At 72.7% G+C, this 19164-nt stretch carries 13 protein-coding genes; 9 read left to right on the forward strand and 4 right to left on the reverse strand.

Annotated elements, in window-relative coordinates:
• Window positions 1–105 precede the first annotated feature (105 nt).
• Window positions 106–1665, forward strand: coding sequence for a DegQ family serine endoprotease (locus tag E2C06_RS19460; RefSeq protein ID WP_133290279.1), 1560 nt, complete (start codon window positions 106–108; stop codon window positions 1663–1665).
• 398 nt (window positions 1666–2063) lie between these two features.
• On the forward strand, window positions 2064–6539 hold the full coding sequence (locus E2C06_RS19465) for a PAS domain S-box protein (protein WP_133290280.1): 4476 nt from the start codon (window positions 2064–2066) through the stop codon (window positions 6537–6539).
• A gap of 129 nt (window positions 6540–6668) precedes the next feature.
• Here the strand turns inward: E2C06_RS19465 and serB are convergent, their stop codons facing one another.
• Window positions 6669–7562: a phosphoserine phosphatase SerB gene (gene serB / locus E2C06_RS19470; RefSeq protein WP_133290281.1), complete on the reverse strand. Its 894-nt coding sequence runs from the start codon at window positions 7560–7562 to the stop codon at window positions 6669–6671.
• Window positions 7563–7591: 29 nt separating this feature from the next.
• On the opposite strand from serB, the gene miaA reads away from it, so the two are divergent.
• The 6 genes from miaA to E2C06_RS19500 all read left to right on the forward strand — a co-directional run bounded on the left by miaA (window position 7592) and on the right by E2C06_RS19500 (window position 13512).
• Window positions 7592–8599 (forward strand): tRNA (adenosine(37)-N6)-dimethylallyltransferase MiaA, encoded by a 1008-nt coding sequence (gene miaA, locus E2C06_RS19475; protein ID WP_133290282.1) that lies wholly within the window; start codon window positions 7592–7594, stop codon window positions 8597–8599.
• Window positions 8600–8685: 86 nt separating this feature from the next.
• Window positions 8686–10479, forward strand: a complete 1794-nt coding sequence (locus tag E2C06_RS19480) for an acetolactate synthase 3 large subunit (RefSeq protein ID WP_133290283.1) — start codon at window positions 8686–8688, stop codon at window positions 10477–10479.
• Window positions 10480–10563: 84 nt separating this feature from the next.
• Window positions 10564–11088, forward strand: coding sequence for an acetolactate synthase small subunit (gene ilvN, locus E2C06_RS19485; RefSeq protein WP_133290284.1), 525 nt, complete (start codon window positions 10564–10566; stop codon window positions 11086–11088).
• A gap of 36 nt (window positions 11089–11124) precedes the next feature.
• Window positions 11125–12141 (forward strand): ketol-acid reductoisomerase, encoded by a 1017-nt coding sequence (gene ilvC, locus E2C06_RS19490; RefSeq protein WP_133290285.1) that lies wholly within the window; start codon window positions 11125–11127, stop codon window positions 12139–12141.
• Window positions 12142–12271: 130 nt separating this feature from the next.
• On the forward strand, window positions 12272–13195 hold the full coding sequence (gene puuE / locus E2C06_RS19495; RefSeq protein ID WP_133290286.1) for an allantoinase PuuE: 924 nt from the start codon (window positions 12272–12274) through the stop codon (window positions 13193–13195).
• A 5-nt stretch (window positions 13196–13200) separates the two neighbouring features.
• On the forward strand, window positions 13201–13512 hold the full coding sequence (locus tag E2C06_RS19500; protein WP_133290287.1) for a cupin domain-containing protein: 312 nt from the start codon (window positions 13201–13203) through the stop codon (window positions 13510–13512).
• Window positions 13513–14011: 499 nt separating this feature from the next.
• Here the strand turns inward: E2C06_RS19500 and E2C06_RS19505 are convergent, their stop codons facing one another.
• From E2C06_RS19505 to E2C06_RS19515, 3 genes are all read right to left on the reverse strand, one after another.
• Window positions 14012–14473 (reverse strand): hypothetical protein, encoded by a 462-nt coding sequence (locus E2C06_RS19505; RefSeq protein ID WP_133290288.1) that lies wholly within the window; start codon window positions 14471–14473, stop codon window positions 14012–14014.
• A 124-nt stretch (window positions 14474–14597) separates the two neighbouring features.
• Complete coding sequence (locus E2C06_RS19510) at window positions 14598–16442, reverse strand: hypothetical protein (protein ID WP_133290289.1); 1845 nt, start codon at window positions 16440–16442, stop codon at window positions 14598–14600.
• Window positions 16443–17047: 605 nt separating this feature from the next.
• Window positions 17048–18211, reverse strand: a complete 1164-nt coding sequence (locus E2C06_RS19515) for an LLM class flavin-dependent oxidoreductase (protein ID WP_206664602.1) — start codon at window positions 18209–18211, stop codon at window positions 17048–17050.
• Window positions 18212–18288: 77 nt separating this feature from the next.
• On the opposite strand from E2C06_RS19515, the gene E2C06_RS19520 reads away from it, so the two are divergent.
• A complete protein-coding gene (locus tag E2C06_RS19520) occupies window positions 18289–18624 on the forward strand; it encodes a hypothetical protein (protein ID WP_133290290.1) in 336 nt (111 codons plus the stop codon).
• The last annotated feature ends 540 nt before the right edge of the window (window positions 18625–19164 follow it).

Here is a 19164-nt window from a genome sequence, read left to right on the forward strand (position 1 = left end):
CCACGGGTGCCCGGCGCGATGGCCGGCACCGCCCATTTGACCTAGCCTTGGGCACCGAACGGCGTTCATCCCGTTCCCTCCCTTTCCGCAGTCGAGGAACCCCCGATGCGCCTGTCTCCCGCCGTCCTGGCCGCCCTTCTCGCCACCCTGCCCATGGCGGCGGGCGCGCAACCCGCCCCCGCTCCCGCCGACGCGACGCCCAGGAACGCCCCCGTGGCGGTGCCGATGCGGGATGCGCCCTCCTCCTTCGCGCCGCTCGCCCGGCAGCTGCTGCCGGCAGTGGTCAATATCTCGACCACCCAGACGGTGCAGGCGCGCGGCAACCGGCCGGACGCGCCGGAACTGCCGCAGGCCCCGCCGGGCAGCCCCTTCGAGGAATTCTTCCGCGACTTCTTCAACCGCAACCGGCCGGACGGGCAGGGGCCGGGGCAGGGCCCGGGCGGCCCCGCCCAGCCGCAGCGGCCGCGCCGCGCCCAGTCGCTCGGCTCGGGCTTCATCATCGACACCAGCGGCATCGTGGTGACCAACAACCACGTCATCGACGGCGCCGACGAGATCAACGTCATCCTGCAGGACAATACCTCGATCCGCGCCAAGCTGCTCGGCACCGACCCGCGCACCGACATCGCCGTGCTCAAGATCGAGACCGACAAGCCGCTGCACGCCGTGCAGTTCGGCGACAGCGACACCGCGCAGGTCGGCGACTGGGTGCTGGCGATCGGCAACCCCTTCGGCCTCGGCGGCACCGTCACCGCGGGCATCGTCTCGGCGCGCGGCCGCGACATCCGCCAGGGCCTCTACGACGACTTCATCCAGACCGATGCCGCCATCAACCGCGGCAATTCCGGCGGACCGCTGTTCAACCTTGAAGGCAAGGTCGTCGGCATCAACACCGCGATCTACTCGCCCTCCGGCGGGTCGATCGGCATCGGCTTCTCGATCCCCTCGAACCTCGCGCGCAACATCACCGCGCAGCTGCAGGAGCCGGGCGGCAAGGTTCGCCGCGGCTGGCTCGGGGTGAACATCCAGCAGGTGACGGACGAGATCGCCGAGAGCCTCGGGCTGAAGGGCGGCGGCCGCGGCGCCCTGGTGGCACGGGCGCAGGAGGACGGGCCGGCCGCCAAGGGCGGCATCCGGAACGGCGACGTGGTGCTGAAATTCAACGGCCAGGACGTGAAGGAGATGCGCAACCTGCCGCGCATCGTCGCCGACACACCGGTCGGCCGTGCCGTGCCGGTGGTGGTCTGGCGCGACGGCAAGGAGGAGACCCTGCAGGTCACGGTGGGCGAGCTTCCGGCCGAGACGCAGCAGGCCGCCGCCACCCCGCCGCCGGCCAATAGGCCGACCGAGCTGGCCGGCCTCGGCCTCCGGGTCGGGCCGATCTCGCCTGAAACGCGCGACCGCTTTTCCCTCCGTCCCGAGCAGAAGGGCGTGGTGATCGTGGAGGTCGCGCCGGACAGCCCGGCGGCCGAGCGCGAGCTGCGCCCGGGCGACGTGATCGTCGAGGTGCAGCAGGAGCGGGTGAACACCCCGCAGGAGGTCCAGGCCCGGCTCGACGCGCTGCGCAAGCAGAACCGGCCGACCGCGCTGCTGCTGATCGAGACCGCGCAGGGCCAGCGCTTCGTGCCGCTGCGGCTGCGCGGCGAGAAGGGCAGCCCCGGCTGAGCCCGGCCGGGCGGTCTCGCCCGGCCCGGCCTGGATCCCGCCGGGCGACGCCGCCCGGCGCGACGCGCCTGCAGCGGCCGGCCGGTTGGGCCGGCCTCGACCTCCCCTGCGAGGCGGGGGAAAGGCCGCCCTGTCTCGGCGCGGGCAAGGCCTTGCCCGCCCTGCTGCGGCGGCTCCACCGCGCGGCTTGAATGTAGCCAGATAATATATACTATATTAGCATATTGCGTGAAGCGTTCTGGAACCATTCCTTTATCGTTCCATCGACTGCGCCTTGCCGTCATTCGCTTGGAAATCCCTGCTCCATTCCAGCTTGACATGAGCGTCACACGACGGAGCCCATGCCCGATTCGTTGCTAGAACATCACGATCTGCAGCAGGGCGATGAATGGCGGGGTGTGCGGCCCGGATCCGCGGCGCCCGCTCCGTTCGGCCTGCGGCTGCACCTGGCGGGCATCCTTATTGCCGCCCTGCTGCCGGCACTCGCCGCCGGCGGCCTGGCCCTGCACACCGCCGCCGGTGCCTATCGCGCCACCTTCGAGGCCCGGTTGCGCGACACCGCCCGGGCGCTGTCCCTTGCGGTCGACGCCGATATCCGCGGCCGCACCCAGGCGCTGACCGCCTTCGCCACCTCGCCCGCCTTCGGCGACGGCAGCCGGATCGCCGACCCGGCCGCGGCGCATGCCCATGCCGTCCGGGTCGCCGCCGCCAGCGGCATGCGGATCGTGGTTGCCGACCGGGATGGCCGCTTCCTGCTGCACCACCAGGTGCCGCCGGGCATGCCGCTGCCGGATACCGGCGTGGCCGCGGAGGTGCTGCGCGCCGCCATCCGGCAGGACCAGCCGGTGGTCTCCGACCTGATTGCCGGGCCGCTGGTCCGCTACCCCGTGGTCGCCGTGGTGGTGCCGGTGCCGCGCACCGATGGCGCGCCGCCGCTGCTCGCGGCCGGCGGCTCGCTCGACCCCGGGCATTTCGACGCCATGCTCGCCGCGCAGCAGCTGGAACCCGGCGCCTTCGCCGGGCTGGTCGATGCCGCCGGCACCGTCATCGCCCGCTCGGACGGCCGCTTCCGCGGCACGGTCCTGCCGCCGGACCTCAGGGCCGTGCTCGGCGGCACCGGCGGGATCGTCCGCCGCACCGGCCTCGACGGGGAGGACAGGCTCTTCGCCAACATGGCCCTGGCCGCGGCGCCGGGCTGGAGCGTGACCGTCTCGGTCCCCCATGCCGTCTACCGCGCCAGCTGGCTGGAACCGCTGCTCGGCATGGCCGGCGGCATCGGCCTCGCCCTGCTGGCCTCGGGCGGGCTGGCCCTGCTGCTGGCCCGGCGGCTGCTGCGGCCGCTCGGCTCGCTGGCGGCGCATGCGCGCGGCGTGGCGCTCGACCCCGAGCGGCACCGCGGCACCGCGGCCGAGCTGCCGCCGGTTCCGGTCGCCGAGCTGGAAGCGCTGCGCCAGGGCTTCGCCGCCGCCGAGGCGGCGCTGCAGCGGCGGGTCGAGGCCGAGCGCCGGGCCTATGCCGCGCTGGCCGAGAAGGAGACGATGCTGGCCTCGGCGCAGCAGCTCACCGGCGTCGGCGGCTGGACCTGGGAGGTGGCCGAGACGGCTGCCGAGGACGCCGAGCTGACCGATCCCGGGGCGGCGACGCTGCGCTGGACCGAGGAGACCTGTCGCATCTTCGGCTTGGCGCCGGGCGCGCCGGTCGACACCGCGGTCTTCCTCGAGGCCGTGCCGCCGGCCGACCGGCCGCAGGTCCGCGCCACCCTGCGGGAGGCGCTGCGGAGCGGCCGGCCCTACCGGATCGAGCACCGCATCCGCCGGCCCGACGGCACGATCCGCATCGTCGAGGAGCTGGCCTCGCCCAGGCCGGATGCCAACGGCCGATTCCGCCGCGTGGTCGGCAGCTGCCAGGACGTGACCGAGCGCCGCATGACCGAGGCGGCGTTGGCCGACAACGCGGCGCGGCTGCAGGACCTGCTCTCGACGCTCGACCTCGCCGCCGCCATGGCGCGCGACGTCGACGGCACCATCCGCTTCTGGTCGAAGGGCTGCGAGCTGCTCTACGGCTGGACCGCGGCCGAGGCGATGGGCCGCAGCGCGCACCAGCTGCTCGGCACCGTCTTCCCGGTGCCGCTGCCGGAGATCGAGGCGGTCCTGCTGCGCGACGGCGAGTGGCTCGGCGAGTTGCGGCAGCGCTGCCGGGATGGCGATGAAGTGGTGGTGGTGGCGCGCAAGGCGTTGCGCCGCGACGCCGCCGGCCGGGCCGTGGCGGTGGCCGAGAGCGTCGCCGACGTCACCGCCCTGCACGCGGCGCGGGAGGCGCTGGCCGAGAGCGAGGCGCGGCTGCGCTCGGTGGTCGACAGCGCGCTGGACGGCATCGTGGTGGCGACGGAGGCGGGCGTCATCGTCTCGGCCAACCTGGCCGCGGCGCGGATGTTCGGCCATCCCGGGCCGCAGGCGCTGGTCGGCCAGGACCTCGGCCTGCTGATGCCGGCCGGGACGGCGGGGCGGCACGGCGCCTGGCTGTCCGGCCTGATCCGGCCGGAAGGGGCGCCGGAGATGGCGCCCGGCCGCACGCTGACCGCCCGCCGCGCCGACGGCAGCGAGTTCCCGGTCGAGGCCTCGGTCGCCGGCTTCGCCGCCGGCGGCCGGCGCCTGGTCACCGGCATCCTGCGCGACGTCAGCGCCCGGGTCGCCGCGGAGCGGGCGCTGGCCGAGAGCGAGGCGCGGCTGCGGACCATCGTCGAGACGGTGCCGGTCGGGCTGATCATGGCGGAACTGCCCTCCGGCCGGATCCTCGGCGCCAATGCCCATGTCGGGACGCTGGTGCGCCACCCGCTGCCGCAGTCGCCCGACCTCGGCGGCGACGGCGGATGGGTCGCCTTCCACGCCGATGGCAGCCTGGTGGCGGGGCACGAATACCCGCTGGCGCGGATGGTCCTGGCCGGGGAGGAGGCGCCCTCGATCGAGGTGCACTACCAGCGCGGCGACGGGACCCGCGCCTGGATGCGGATCATGGGCCGGCCGGTGCGGGACGCGGAGGGCCGGCTGGTCGGCGGCGTCGTCGCCCTGGTGGACGTGGACGGCGAGCGGCGCGCGCGCGAGGCGCTGGCGGCCAGCGAGGCGGAGTTCCGCGCCACCTTCGAGCAGGCCGCGGTCGGCATCGCCCATGTCGGGCTGGACGGCGGCTGGCTGCGGGTCAACGACCGCTTCTGCGCCATCGCCGGCCACCGGCGCGAGGACCTGCTCCGCCTCACCTTCCAGGACATCACCCATCCTGACGACCTCGCCGCCGACCTGGCGCAGGGCGACGCGCTGCTGGCCGGCCGGCTCGGCACCTACGCGATGGAGAAGCGCTACATCCGGGCCGATGGCGCCGTGGCCTGGGTCAACCTCACCGTCTCCGTGCTGCGGGATGCCGCGGGGCGGCCGGACCGCTTCATCTCGGTCATCGAGGACATCGCCGCCCGGAAGGCGGCCGAAGCGGCGCTGGCGGCGAGCGAGGAACGCTTCCGCACGCTGTTCGAGCGGATGGAGGAGGGCTTCGCGCTGTGGGAGGCGACGCGCGACGAGGCTGGCGCGATCGTCGATTTCCGATTGCTGGAGCGCAACGACGCGGCCGACCGGCTGACCGGGCGGCTGCCGCAGGCCTGCATCGGCCGGACCATGCGCGGGCTCTTCCCCGACATGGCGCCGCATGTCCTCGACGCCTATGTCCGCGCCGCCGGGACCGGCGAGCCGCAGGTGCTGGAGGCGGAGGAGGGGCGCTCGATCGGCCGCCGGCTGAGCATCCGGATCTTCAGCCCGGGGCCGGAGCGCGTCGCGGCGCTGGTGCGCGACGTGACCGAGCGCGTCGCGGCCGAGGCCGTGGTCCGCGACAGCGAGGCGATGCTGCGCCGGGTGCTCGACAACCTCTTCGCCTTTGTCGGCGTGCTGGCCCCGGACGGCACGCTGCTGGATGCCAACCGGGCGCCGCTGGACGCCGCCGGCATCACGCTGGAGGAGGTGCGCGGCCGGCCTTTCTGGGAGGCCTACTGGTGGTCCTACGACCCGGCGGTGGCGGCGGGCGTGCGCGCGGCCTGCCGGCGCGCCGCGGCCGGGGAGGCGTCGCGCTACGACGTCGAGGTGCGGATGGCCGGCGACAGCCGCATGGCGATCGACTTCCAGGTGGCGCCGCTGCGCGACGCCGCGGGGCGGGTCACCCACCTGATCCCCTCCGCCGTCGACATCACCGAGCGCAAGCGGTCGGAGGAGGCGAAGATGCTGCTGGCGCGGGAGGTGGACCATCGCGCCAAGAACGCGTTGGCGGTGGTGCAGTCGGTGCTGACCCTGACCCGCACCGAGGACCCGGCGGCCTTCAAGAAGGCGGTGATGGGCCGGATCGCCGCCATGGCGCTGGCGCATACCCTGCTGGCGCGCGAGAATTGGAACGGCGCCGACCTGCGGGCGCTGCTGGCCGAGGAGCTGGCGGCCTATCGCGGCGGCGGCGGGCTGGAGGCGGCGGTGCAGCTCGACGGGCCGCTGGTCGGGCTGGCGCCGGGGGCGGCGCAGGCGGTGGCCATGGCGATCCACGAGCTGGCGACCAATGCGGCGAAGTACGGCGCGCTGTCGCGGCCGGGCGGGCATGTCTCGATCGCCTGGTCGCAGGAGCCGGCGACGCAGGGGCTGGTGCTGATCTGGCACGAGCGGGGCGGGCCGCCGCTGGAGGCGCCGCCGGCGCGCCGCGGCTTCGGCACCGGCCTGATCCAGAGCACCATCGTGCGTCAGCTGCAGGGCCGGCTGCAGATGGACTGGGACCAGACCGGGTTGCGCTGCACCCTGAGCCTGCCGGCGAGGCAGGTGCGCTGGCGGGCGCGGGTGGCGCCGCGGCTGGGCTAGGGCGGGGCAGGGCGGGACCGCCCGGATGCGTGACCCTGCCCTGGACGCAACGGGCTGCCGCGGCTTGCGGTCAGGCCGGACCGCAACCCGCGTCCAGGCAGGGCGCGGCGGCGGGCCGCGCCGGCCGGCTCAGCCCGGCAGAATCTCCGCCGCGCGGTAGCCCTGGGCGAACAGCAGCCCGCGCAGGTCGGCATGGTCGAGCCTCGCCCGCGCCGCGGCGGCCACAACCGGCTTGGCGCGGAAGGCGACGCCGAGCCCCGCCGCCTGGATCATCGCCAGGTCGTTGGCGCCGTCGCCGACCGTCAGCGCCGCCTCGAGCGGCAGGGCATGCTCGGCGGCCAGGCGCTTCAGCGTCGCCAGCTTGGCGTCGCGGTCGAGGATCGGCTCCGCCACCTTGCCGGTCAGCCTGCCATCGGCGATCTCCAGGGTATTGGAGTAGTGCGCATGGAAGCCGACGAGATCAGCGACGCGGCCGGTGAAGAAGGTGAAGCCGCCGGAGACGATGGCGCAATGCGCGCCGTTCGCCCGCATGGTGGCGACCAGCGCCTTCGCGCCGCCGGTCAGCTCGGTCGCCTCCCAGGTCCGCTCCAGCGCCGAGACCTCGAGCCCGGCCAGCATGCCGACCCGCTCGATCAGCGCGGTGCGGAAGTCGAGCTCGCCGTTCATCGAGCGACGGGTGATCCCGGCGATCCGCTCCTTCAGCCCGGCGAAGGCGGCGATCTCGTCGAGCGTCTCGGACGTCACGATGGTGCTGTCCATGTCGGCCAGCAACAGCCGCTTGCGGCGGCCCTCCGCCGCCGTGGCGATGACGTCGACCGCGGCGCCCTCGAGCGCCTGGGTGGCGACCGCGGTCGCCTGCTCGGCGGCCAGCCCGTCGAAGGGGATGTCGGCGGCTTCCCCGGGCGAGAGCCAGTCGGGCGTGCCCGCATCGGCGCCGAGCGCCTGCAGCGCGCCGCGGCTGCGGAGCAGGTGGGACTGGCCGAGCCCCCCCGGGGTGGCGATCAGGGTGAGGATCTGGGACATGCGGCGCCCCCTATGGCGAAGCGCGCCGCATGACGCAATCAGCCGATGGCGGGGCGCTGCCAAGGGGGCTGCCAAGGGCGCTGATCGTCGCCGGGCCGACCGCGAGCGGCAAGTCGGCGCTGGCGCTGGGCCTCGCGCGGCGCCTCGGCGGGACGGTCATCAACGCCGATTCCATGCAGCTCTACGCCGGGCTGCGGGTGCTGACGGCGCGGCCGACCCCGGCCGAGGAGGCGCTGGTGCCGCACCGCCTCTACGGCGTGCGCCCGGCGGGCGAGGCGGCGAGCGTCGCCTGGTGGCGCGGGCGGGCGCTGGAGGAGATGGCGGCGGCGCGCGCGTCCGGGCGGCTGCCGATCCTTTGCGGCGGCACGGGGCTCTATTTCCTGTCGCTGACCGAGGGCCTGTCCGAGCTGCCGCCGGTGCCGGCCGAGGCGCGAAAGGCGGCGCGGGCGCTGCTGGCGGAGATCGGCGCCCCGGCGCTGCATGCCCGGCTGGCTTCCCTGGACCCGGAAACGGCCGCCGGCCTCCGCCCCGGCGACAGCCAGCGCCTGGCCCGGGCCTGGGAGGTCCTGGCCGCGACGGGAAATGGGCTGGCCGCCTGGCAGCGGGAGGGCGCGCATAGCGGCCCCGCACCCTGGCGCTTCGCCGCCATCCTGCTCGACCCGCCGCGCGCGGCGCTGCGGGCCGCCATCGCCGCCCGCTTCGACGCCATGCTGGCGGGCGGCGCGCTGGCGGAGGTGGCGGCGCTCGGCGCGCTGGGCCTCGACCCCGCGCTGCCGGCGATGCGGGCGCATGGGGTGCCGGAGCTGCTGGCGCACCTGGCCGGCCGGCTGCCGCTGGCCGCGGCGCGGGAGCGGGCGGTGCTGAACACCGGGCAGTACACCAAGCGCCAGGCGACCTGGTTCCGCCACCACCGGCTGACCCATCCCGGGGCCGACCCGAGCCTCACGCATATCATCCATGCGCGAATAAGCAGTCAGACGCAATTTCAGGAAAGCGACGCGCCGGAAATCTTCGCGTTTGTTGATCGGGGGCGTTGACGCGGCGCAGCAGGGGGCGTAGTGCTCCGGCCCTCGCCGCCGCCGGGCAAAAGCCGGGCGGCAGCCAATGCCCGAGGATGACCCCCATGTCCGCCACCCTGAAGACCGAGACCGAGGCCCGCACCATGAACGGTGCGGAGATCGTCCTCCAGGCGCTGAAGGACCAGGGCGTCGAGGTCATCTTCGGCTATCCCGGCGGCGCGGTCCTGCCGCTGTATGACGCGATCTTCCAGCAGAACGCCATCCGCCACATCCTGGTGCGGCACGAGCAGGCCGCCGTCCACGCGGCCGAGGGCTATGCGCGCTCCACCGGCAAGGTCGGCGTGGTGCTGGTGACCAGCGGCCCCGGCGCCACCAACGCGGTGACCGGCCTGGTGGACGCGCTGATGGACAGCATCCCGGTGATCTGCCTGACCGGCCAGGTGCCGACCCACCTGATCGGCAACGACGCCTTCCAGGAGGCCGACACCACCGGCATCACCCGCCCCGCGACCAAGCACAACTACCTCGTCAAGGACATCGGCAAGCTGGCGTCCACGGTGCACGAGGCCTTCTACGTCGCCAAGTCCGGCCGGCCCGGCCCGGTGGTGATCGACCTGCCGAAGGACATCCTGATCGGCAAGGGGCCCTACAGCGAGGCGCCGAAGACCGCGCACCGCAGCTACCGGCCGATGACCGAGCCCGATGCGGGGCAGATCCGCGCCGCGGTGAAGCTGCTGAAGGGAGCGAAGCGCCCGGTGGTCTATGCCGGCGGCGGGGTGATCAACTCCGGCCCCGAGGCGTCCCGCCTGCTCGGCGAGTTCGTCCGCATGACGGGGATGCCCTGCACCAACACGCTGATGGGGCTCGGCGCCTATCCGTCCACGGACCCGCAATTCCTCGGCATGCTCGGGATGCACGGGACCTTCGAGGCGAACCTCGCCATGCATGGCTGCGACGTCATGCTGAACATCGGCGCCCGCTTCGACGACCGGGTGACCGGGCGGCTGAACGCCTTCTCGCCCAACTCGAAGAAGATCCACGCCGACATCGACCCGTCCAGCATCAACAAGAACGTCAAGGTGGACGTGGCGATCGTCGGCGACGCGGCGCGCGTGCTGGCGGCGCTGGTCGAGGCCTGGCGCGAGGAGGGCGCTGGCCAGGACCGCGAGGCCATCGCCGGCTGGTGGCGGCAGATCGAGGGCTGGCGCGAAACGCGCTGCCTGCAGTACCGCCAGGAAGGCAGCATCATCAAGCCGCAGCACGCGGTGAAGCGGCTGTATGAGATCACCCGCGAGATGCGGCAGGAAACCTTCATCACGACGGAGGTCGGCCAGCACCAGATGTGGGCGGCGCAGTATTTCGGCTTCGACCGGCCGAACCGCTGGATGACGAGCGGCGGGCTGGGGACGATGGGCTACGGCCTGCCGGCGGCGATGGGCGTGCAGATCGCGCACCCCGATGCGCTGGTGATCGACATCGCCGGCGAGGCCTCGATCCTGATGAACATCCAGGAGATGGGGACGCTGGCGCAGTACCGGCTGCCGGTGAAGGTCTTCATCCTGAACAACGAGTACATGGGCATGGTGCGGCAGTGGCAGGAACTGCTGCATGGCAGCCGCTATTCCGAGAGCTACTCCGAGGCGCTGCCCGACTTCGTCAAGCTGGCCGATGCCTTCCACGCCAAGGGCATCCGGGTGACGCGGGCCGAGGACCTCGATGCCGGGATCCGCGAGATGCTGGCGCATCCCGGCCCGGTCATCGCCGACATCGCCGTCGCCAAGGACGAGAACTGCTTCCCGATGATCCCCTCGGGCGCGGCGCATAACGAGATGATCCTGGCCCCGGGCCAGGCCGGCGGGGTCGCCGGGGTGACGGATGAGGGGAAGGTCCTGGTCTGAGGGCCGCCTGAGGCCCGACCGCGCGGCGGGGGATGGACAGGCCTCCCCGCCTTCCCTAATGCACGCCCCGACCGAAGAACGATCATGCCCGCTTCCACCGACACGACCTTCCGCAACGCCACCATCGCCGTGCTCGTCGAGAACGAGGCGGGCATCCTGGCGCGCGTCGTCGGCCTCTTCTCCGGCCGCGGCTACAACATCGAGAGCCTGACGGTGGCGCCGGTGGACGAGGCGCGGCGGCTGTCGCGCATCACCATCGTCACCTCTGGCACCGACATGGTGATCGAGCAGATCAAGGCGCAGCTCGACCGGCTGGTGCCGGTGCACAAGGTCTCCGACCTGACCCTCGAAGGGCCGCACCTCGCGCGCGAGATGATGCTGATCAAGGTGGCCGGCCGCGGCGAGCACCGGATGGAGGCGCTGCGCCTGGCGGACGCCTTCCGCGCCCGGGTGGTGGACGCGACGACCGAGAGCTTCGTCTTCGAGATGACGGGCGCGGGCGAGAAGCTGGACGCCTTCATCGAGCTGATGCGGCCGATCGGGCTGACCGAGGTGTCGCGCACCGGCGTCGTCGCCATCGCGCGTGGCCCCGGCGGCCTGCAGGCCTGACACGACTATCCTGAAGAGAGAGGGAGTAGCGCAGCCATGCGCGTTTACTACGACCGCGACGCCGACGTGAACCTGATCAAGTCGAAGAAGGTGGCCATCATCGGCTTCGGCAGCCAGGGCCATGCCCATGCGATGAACCTGCGCGACAGCGGGCAGAAGGACATCGTCATCGGCCTCCGCCCCGGCGGCTCCGCCCAGAAGGCCGAGGCCGCGGGCTTCAAGGTGCTGCCGCCGGCCGAGGCCGCGAAGTGGGCCGACGTCATCATGGTGCTCACCCCGGACGAGGGCCAGGGCGACCTCTACCGCGACCACCTGCACGCCAACATGAAGCAGGGCGCGGCGCTCGCCTTCGCGCATGGGCTGAACGTGCACTTCAACCTGCTCGACCCGCGCCCCGACCTCGACGTCTTCATGATCGCGCCGAAGGGCCCGGGCCACACCGTGCGCAGCGAATACCAGCGCGGCGGCGGCGTGCCCTGCCTGGTGGCCCTCGCCCAGAACCCGTCCGGCAACGGGCTCGAGATCGCGCTGTCCTATGCCAGCGCCATCGGCGGCGGCCGCGCCGGCGTCATCGAGACGACCTTCAAGGAGGAATGCGAGACCGACCTGTTCGGCGAGCAGACCGTGCTCTGCGGCGGCCTGGTCGAGCTGATCAAGGCCGGCTTCGAGACGCTGGTCGAGGCGGGCTACGCCCCCGAGATGGCGTACTTCGAGTGCCTGCACGAGGTGAAGCTCATCGTCGACCTCATCTACGAGGGCGGCATCGCCAACATGAACTACTCGATCTCCAACACCGCCGAGTACGGCGAGTACGTGACCGGGCCGCGCATCATCACCGCCGAGACCAAGGCCGAGATGAAGCGCGTGCTGGCCGACATCCAGACCGGCAAGTTCGCCCGCGACTGGATGCTGGAGAACAAGGTGAACCAGGCCAGCTTCAAGGCGACCCGCCGCAAGCTCGCCGAGCACCAGATCGAGGACGTCGGCGAGAAGCTGCGCGCCATGATGCCCTGGATCAAGAAGAACGCCCTGGTCGACAAGGCGAAGAACTGAGCGTCCGGTCGGCACTCGCGGCGCGGCGGATGCCGGACCCGGAAGAATGGATGAGGGGGCCCGGGGGAGAACACCGTCTCCCCCGGCCTTGCCGCTTGCGGCCGTAACGTAGCGGCGTAGCATCCCCGGCATGACCATCCTCGCCGCCGAGACCGAACACCCCCGCGACTTCCTCGGCTATGGCCCGACCCCGCCCGACCCGCGATGGCCCGGCGGCGCCCGCCTCGCCCTCTCCTTCGTGCTGAACTACGAGGAGGGGGCGGAGAACACCGTCCTCAACGGCGATGCCGGCTCCGAGCAGTACCTGCACGAGGTCCCGGGCGGCCCGTCCCGCCCCGAGCGCGACCTCTCGACCGAGACGCAGTTCGACTACGGCGCCCGCGCCGGGGTCTGGCGCATCCTGCGGCTGTTCAAGGAACGCGACCTGCCGCTGACGATCTACGGCGTCGGCCGCGCGCTCGAGCTGAACCCGACGGTCGCCCGCGCCTTCGCCGAGGCCGGGCACGAGGTGGCGTCCCATGGCTGGCGCTGGATCGACTACAGGAACGTGCCCGAGGCAGTGGAGCGCGCCGAGATCGCCCGCTGCGTCGAGGTGATCGAGCGCACCACCGGCCAGAAGCCGGTCGGCTGGTACACCGGCCGGATCAGCCTGCGCACGCGCCGCCTGGTCGCCGAGCACGGCGGCTTCCTCTATGACAGCGACAGCTACGCCGACGACCTGCCCTACTACGTCCGCTGCGCCGGCAGGCCGCTGCTGGTCGTGCCCTATACGCTCGACAACAACGACATGAAATTCGCGGTGCCGCCCGGCTTCACCTCGGGCGAGGGCTTCACCCGGCACCTCACGGACAGCTTCGACTTCCTGATGCGGGAAGGGGCGAAGGCGCCGAAGATGATGTCGGTCGGGCTGCATTGCCGCCTCGCCGGCCGGCCCGGCCGCGCCGCGGCGCTCGAGCGGTTCCTCGAGCACGTGGCGCGCCACCGCGACGTCTGGGTCTGCCGCCGCGCCGAGATCGCCCGCCACTGGCTCGCCACCCACCCGGCCCAGGAGTGAACGCCATGTACCCGCTTGAGCAGCGCGAGCTGGTCGCCGAGGCCGCCGGCCTGCGCATGCAGATCCTGACCCTGGCGGCGGGGCAGGAGGTGCCCTGGCACTGGCATTCCGAGGTGACCGACACCTTCTGGTGCATGGAGGGCCCGATGGTGATCGAGACCCGGGCGCCGAACAGCGTGACCGTGCTGCAGCCGGGCCAGATGCACGCGGTGCCGCCGCATACCGCGCACCGCGTCACCGGCCAGGATGGCGGCCGGGCGCGCTTCGCCATCCTGCAGGGCGTCGGCACCTACGACTTCAAGCCGGTCGGCGGCTGAGGCCCGGCGCCCGAAGTTCCGACCTCCGACCCGCGGGACCCGCCGCCGGCATGGCGGCGCCGAGGGCCGCGGAATCGGTCGGCCCGGCGCCTGACGCGCGCGACGCTTCACCCGTCGCGCGGTTGGCAGGAGGCCGGGGCGCGTTCCGGCCGCCGGTGGCGGATGCCGGCCGCAGGATGGGTGCGGCTCGGCCCGGGCCCGTGCCGCGCTGACGGCCGCTGCCTCCGTGTTGTCGCCGGACACGACCCTCGGCGCCCCGCCTGGCAGGGCGAGCAGGCTGTCCTGCACCCGCGGGCGGCACGCCGGCGTGCCGCCCCCTTCCACCAGCCGGCGCAGCGCGCCGGCTGGCTTCGGGACGCGCGGCGCCGGGCCGAGGCGGCCCGCATCCGGCAGCCTGCGCCCAGCCGGGGCGACGGTGCCGCTCAGGACGCGCCGGCCAGCAATGCCGCTGCCGAGGATCCGCCGGCGCCGCTCTCGACCCGCACCCGCATCGTGCCGATCAACGCTTCACGGGGGCATGGCCGCGACCGCAGGCCGCGACGTGGGCCGACGCTCCCTTGGGCGGGCGCCCGCTGGGCATCAGCGTGACCGAGGTCTTGCTCGCCGGATCCCAGCCTTGCTGGCAGTAGACGGACACGCAGTACTTCAGTTCCGGCTCGGCGTCCTGGTTGCTCTGGAAGGCGATCTCATAGGATGAGTGGTGGGAGCCGTTGATGATCTTGAAGTAGGCGAACTGATACGATCCCTGGGAGGGATGCTTCGATGCCTCCCGGGCCGCCGCGTTCAGTCCGGCCCTGGGGCAGTCGAACGTCATCTTCTCCAGGTCGCCCAGGCCATCACGTCCCGATGCGATGTTCGCGGCGGATTGTTCCTGTGCCTGGGCCGCCGGCTGTGCCCGTGCAGGATGCATCACGCTGCAGGCCAGCACGGCCATGGCCGCGGACACCATGACGTTCCTCATCGGGGCCTCCCGGCGAACCTGGGTTTGGAATGAAGCGGTAGATCTTGCGTCCACATCCGTCATCAAGCTCTGTCGATGCAGGGCGCAAGACGCGACGCGTCGGACGGGCCGGACCGATGGTTCCTCAAAGGCCGTACTGCACGACCTTGTATATCAGCTGGCCATCGGGACCGGGTGTGCCGAAGGTGCCGACATAGACCTTCCCGTTGGCGACGACCGGCGTGGAATACTTCGCGAAATTCCCCAGCTTGTTGGCATTGTTGCCGCTGTGGAAAAGCTGCCTCATCTGGTTGCCGCCGATGATCGTCGTTGCGTCGTAGGCAACGAGCGCGCCGGGACGGCTTCCGGCGTTCGCGTCGCCGTCGGTCGGATACACGCCCCAGACGACGCCCGTGTCCTTGGCCGTGCCGTTGGAAGAGACCACGAGGCGGCCGCCCGGCATGCCGCCGGGCGCGGGCATGTTGGCGCCCGACGCGAACTGCGCCCCCTGGGCACGGAACCCCGCGATGCGCTTCGTGGCGAAGTCGAGGTTGTAGGCCTTCAGGCGCTCGTTCTCGCCCCAGAGATACACGATCCCGCCCGTCGCCGTTTCCATGTACACGGGCGTGCCATGGATGTGGAAGCTCTTGCCGTTCGGCGTCCGCGCGGGGGTGTTGCGGTCGAGGTCGACGATGGGCCATTGCGGATCGACCGCCGCATTCGTCGCCAGGCCCGCCTTGTTGTTGGGCAGGTTGGGCAGGTACGTCGCCACGAAGGGCAGATTGAAGTGGGGATTCCAGCTGGTCTGGCCGAGGTTGTCCTTGTTCAGGTTGTAGAGGATGCCGTCCTTGCCGCCGCCGATCAGGTTGCCCCGCTCGGGCACCAGGACGATCCCCGCGGCGCCGAGGTCCTGGTCCTCGTCCGCGCGCCCGAAGTCGCTGAACGCATTCCAGAAGTCCGCGACGGCGAGCGTCGGCTTCCCGTCGTTGGCGTTCGGCGTGCCGGCGGTGTAGCGAAGCTTCACGAAGCTCTCGGCGAAGCTGTCGGGCAGGTTCTCGGCCCTCGCCTTGCCGGGATCCATCCCGTTGCCCGTGGCGAGGTAGATGTCGTTGCCGTCGATGGCAGGGCCGGAGCCTGACATCCACACGCCGCCGGCGCCGCCCCCCGGCGTGACGTTCCAGATCGCGGGCCTCGGCGCGAAGCCGGCCTGGCGGTGGAGGCCGCGCACGTCGTAGGCGACGACGAAGCCGTGTCCCGGCCCACGCGGATTCTCGCCATTCATGGAGAACGAGATGACCACGGCCTTGTTGCCGCCGGGCTCGGTCAGCAGCCCCAGGCCCGCCCGCATCTTCTGGTAGGGTACGGCGAAGCGGTTTGCGATCCCGCCGCCGCCGTTGTCGGCCTCGCCCTCGATGAGGACGGGCTCCTGCCGGTTGTCGAGCGTGTCCGCGTTGAGCACCCAGAGCATGTTGATGCGCTCCTGGTTGCTGCTGTCCGCGGCGGGCTTTCCGAAGGTCGTCGCGTAGATCGTGTTCGTCGCGACGTCGATCACCGGCGTCGCGGTGATGCCCCAGTTCCGGTAGATGTTCCACTTGTCCATGCCGCAGCAATTCGGACCCCGCGGGTTGGCGATGTCGGCGGGGTCGAACGGCGGCGCGAGCTGACGTCTGGCGATCTGCGCTCCGGTGTTGACGTCGAAGATGAACGCCGTGTTCGTCATCGTGAACACGTAGAGCTTGTTGCCGACGACGAGCGGCGTGACGTCGATCTTCTCGTCGACGATGAACTCGCGGGTCTTCCTGAGCCCCGGCACGTTCGCGGGCTTCAGTATCGTCTCGAACTTGTTCCAGCCCTGGCGGGTGTTGTCGATGCCGACCGTCCATATATCGACGGACCGGGCCGGATAGGCCCACAACAGCGTTGCGATCGCTGCCAGAACAGTCGTTCGTTCAAGCGTGATGCCGGCCAGCAGCCTTACGAGCAGCGTCATACGCCCCTCCGCTTTATGCAGCCCGTGCTCTAATGCCGGGCCAGGCTACCATGCCGGGCGGCGCAGCCGGGCCATGGGAACCACGCACCGCATTTTCACATCTCGGTGCCCATTCCCGCCGGGCCTTCCAGGTCGGGTGCCGGCGCGGAGGCCGGTCGTCCGCCGCATGGACGTTTGCGAGCGCCCGGAGAGCGGGCCGCGCCGGGCCAGCCAACGTGCTCCGCGCGGTCGCCTCCACCCACCGTCGCGGCGGGGACGGCCTCGGCACCGCGCCGAGGCGGGGCGTCGCCGCCGCGCTGACGGGCACGTGCTCCCGGCGGCCCGGGCGCGCGATGACGCCAGGGCGGACCGCATGGCGCTTGACGCCGGTCGCGTGCGGCGTCGAGCAGCCCGTCACCGGGCTAGACACCGGCGGCGTCGCGTGCGGGTGCCTTGGCCGCGCAGCACGCTCCCTGACGGCGGGCGAGGGCCATCCCGCCTGCCTCCGCCGCGGCGATGCGGGACGACCGCAGGATGATCCGCCCGGCGCCGGCGGCGGGGAAGGCCACCCGGGCCGTCGCCGCGGGCGGGCACCGGCCGTCGCCTCCAGCCGCTCGCGCCCGTGCTCAGGCAACCATCCGCCCGGCATTCTGCTCGGCCAGGATCGGCCGCACCAGCCGCCCGAAGCGCTCCGCCTCCTCGTCGTGCAGGTAGCCCGAGAGGCAGAAGCTGTGGCAGCCGACGTCGATGAAGCGCTGCAGCACCGCGGCGCATTGCGCGGGGTCGCCGACCACCGCGACCCCGGCGCCCTGGCGCACCCGCGCCAGCCCCGCCCAAAGGTTCGGCGCGATCAGCCCACCGGTTTCCGCCAGCAGCGCCTGCACCCGCTGGTTCGCCACCGAATTCGCCACGTTCGCCCTGACCGCGGCGCTGCGCGCCTCGCCGACGCCGCGCACCAGGCGGTCGGCGGCCTCCCAGGCCTCGGCCTCGGTCTCGCGGCAGATGATCTGCAGCCGCATGCCGAAGCCCAAGCGCTCCTCCCGCCCGTGGTCGCGGGCCAGGGCGCGGATCTCGGCGATCTGGCCGGCGACCGTCTCCGGCCGGTCGCCCCAGAACAGGTGCACGTCGGCATGCCGCGCCGAGATCGCCCAGGCCTGGGCGCTGCCGCCGCCGAGGTAGAAGCGCGGATGCGGCTGCTGGAAGGGCGGCGGGATCACGCGCGCGCCGCGCAGGGTGTGGAAGGCGCCGTCCCAGTCGAGCGGCCGGCGCGCGGTCCAGAGCGCCTTCATGATGGCGACCTCCTCCGCCATCAGGGCGTAGCGGTCCTCCTTGCCGTAGCGGATCCCGTCGGCGGCGTTCTCCGCCTCCGACTGCCCGGCGATCAGGTTCACCGCGATGCGGCCGCCGGTGAGCTGGTCGAAGGTCGTGACCATCTTCGCCAGCATCACCGGGTTCACGTAGCCCGGCCGGGCCGCGACCAGCATGCGGATCGAGGCGGACCGTCCCGCCATGAAGGCGGTGGTGACCCAGGCCTCCCAGCAGGGGACGGCGACGGGGACCAGCATGTATTCGAATCCCGCCGCCTCGGCCGCGGCCACCACGCGGTCGAACATCGGGGTGCCGGCCGGGACCACGTCGGTCCCTTCGGCATAGCTGAGGGTGTCGCCGTTGCTCGGCAGGTACCAGCCGAATTCCAGCGGTCGCATGGGCTCTCCGTCGTGCTGCTCGGCGGCATCCTGCGCGGCGGCGGCGCCCGGCGCCAGCCGTTCGGCGCCTGTGCCGGCACGCACAGAAAATGCGACGGGCGAAAGATAATAGTCCGCCCATCGGCAGGGCCATCCCGGCCCCCGGTGGAGGAGAGACGATCATGATGCACAAGCTGAGTCCTGTCCTGGCGCTGGGCGCGCTGCTCGGCCTGGCCCAGGCCGCCGCGGCGCACGAGATGCAGGTCCTGCAGGGCGGCGAGAGCTTCGAGGTGCGGTGGACCGGCGGGGCGCGCGACAACCTGGCCGGCGGCGGCATCGCCACGCTGCAGGGCGGCGGCGACGACGGCAGCGCGACCTACGCGCCGCGCAGCACCCAGGGCCAGTCGGCCTTCGCCACGCTGCAGGGCGGCGGCGACGACCGCACCCTGACCCGCAGCCCGGCCGAGGCGCGCGCCAGCATGCTGGCGCAGCGGGACATCGCACCAAGCCGCCGCTGACCCGGCGATGCGGGCGAAGCCACGGGGCGGCGCCGGGGACGGCGCCGCCCCGTCCTGCGTCGGGGCCACGGTTGCGGCACGGCGCGAGCTGCCGCCATCCGAAGGCGCCGGGCCGGGGAGGCCGCCGATCGCCCCCGGCCGGATCGCCCTCATCCAGGACGGCGTCCCCGAGGTGGTGCCGATCGCGGCGGCCGCTGGCGGGCTGTCCTGTGACCGGCGCTTCGAGATCGCCCCGACCGCCCCGCCGCTCCGCGCCCGCGCCGATGGCGACATGCGGCTTTCCGGTGGCGGGGCTGGCCCGGCCGGAGAGGCTCGTCCCGCCGGCACAGGCGCTGAACCGGCAGCATGCCGGCGGCGGGGGCGCAGCACGGCCCGGTCGGCGCGGCCGCGCCCAGGGGGATGCCGGGGCAGGGGCCGGGAAAGGGCGTCACGCCGGAAGCTGCCGCAGCCCGGGCCGCTGTTGCCCGAGGCGAAGCCGGGGGCGGCCTGGCGCCTAGCCCGCCGCAACGATTCCTGGCGTTTCCCGGCGGGTCGTGGCAG

This window comes from Dankookia rubra, assembly GCF_004355005.1.
In the GTDB taxonomy this organism is placed as follows: domain Bacteria; phylum Pseudomonadota; class Alphaproteobacteria; order Acetobacterales; family Acetobacteraceae; genus Paracraurococcus; species Paracraurococcus ruber_A.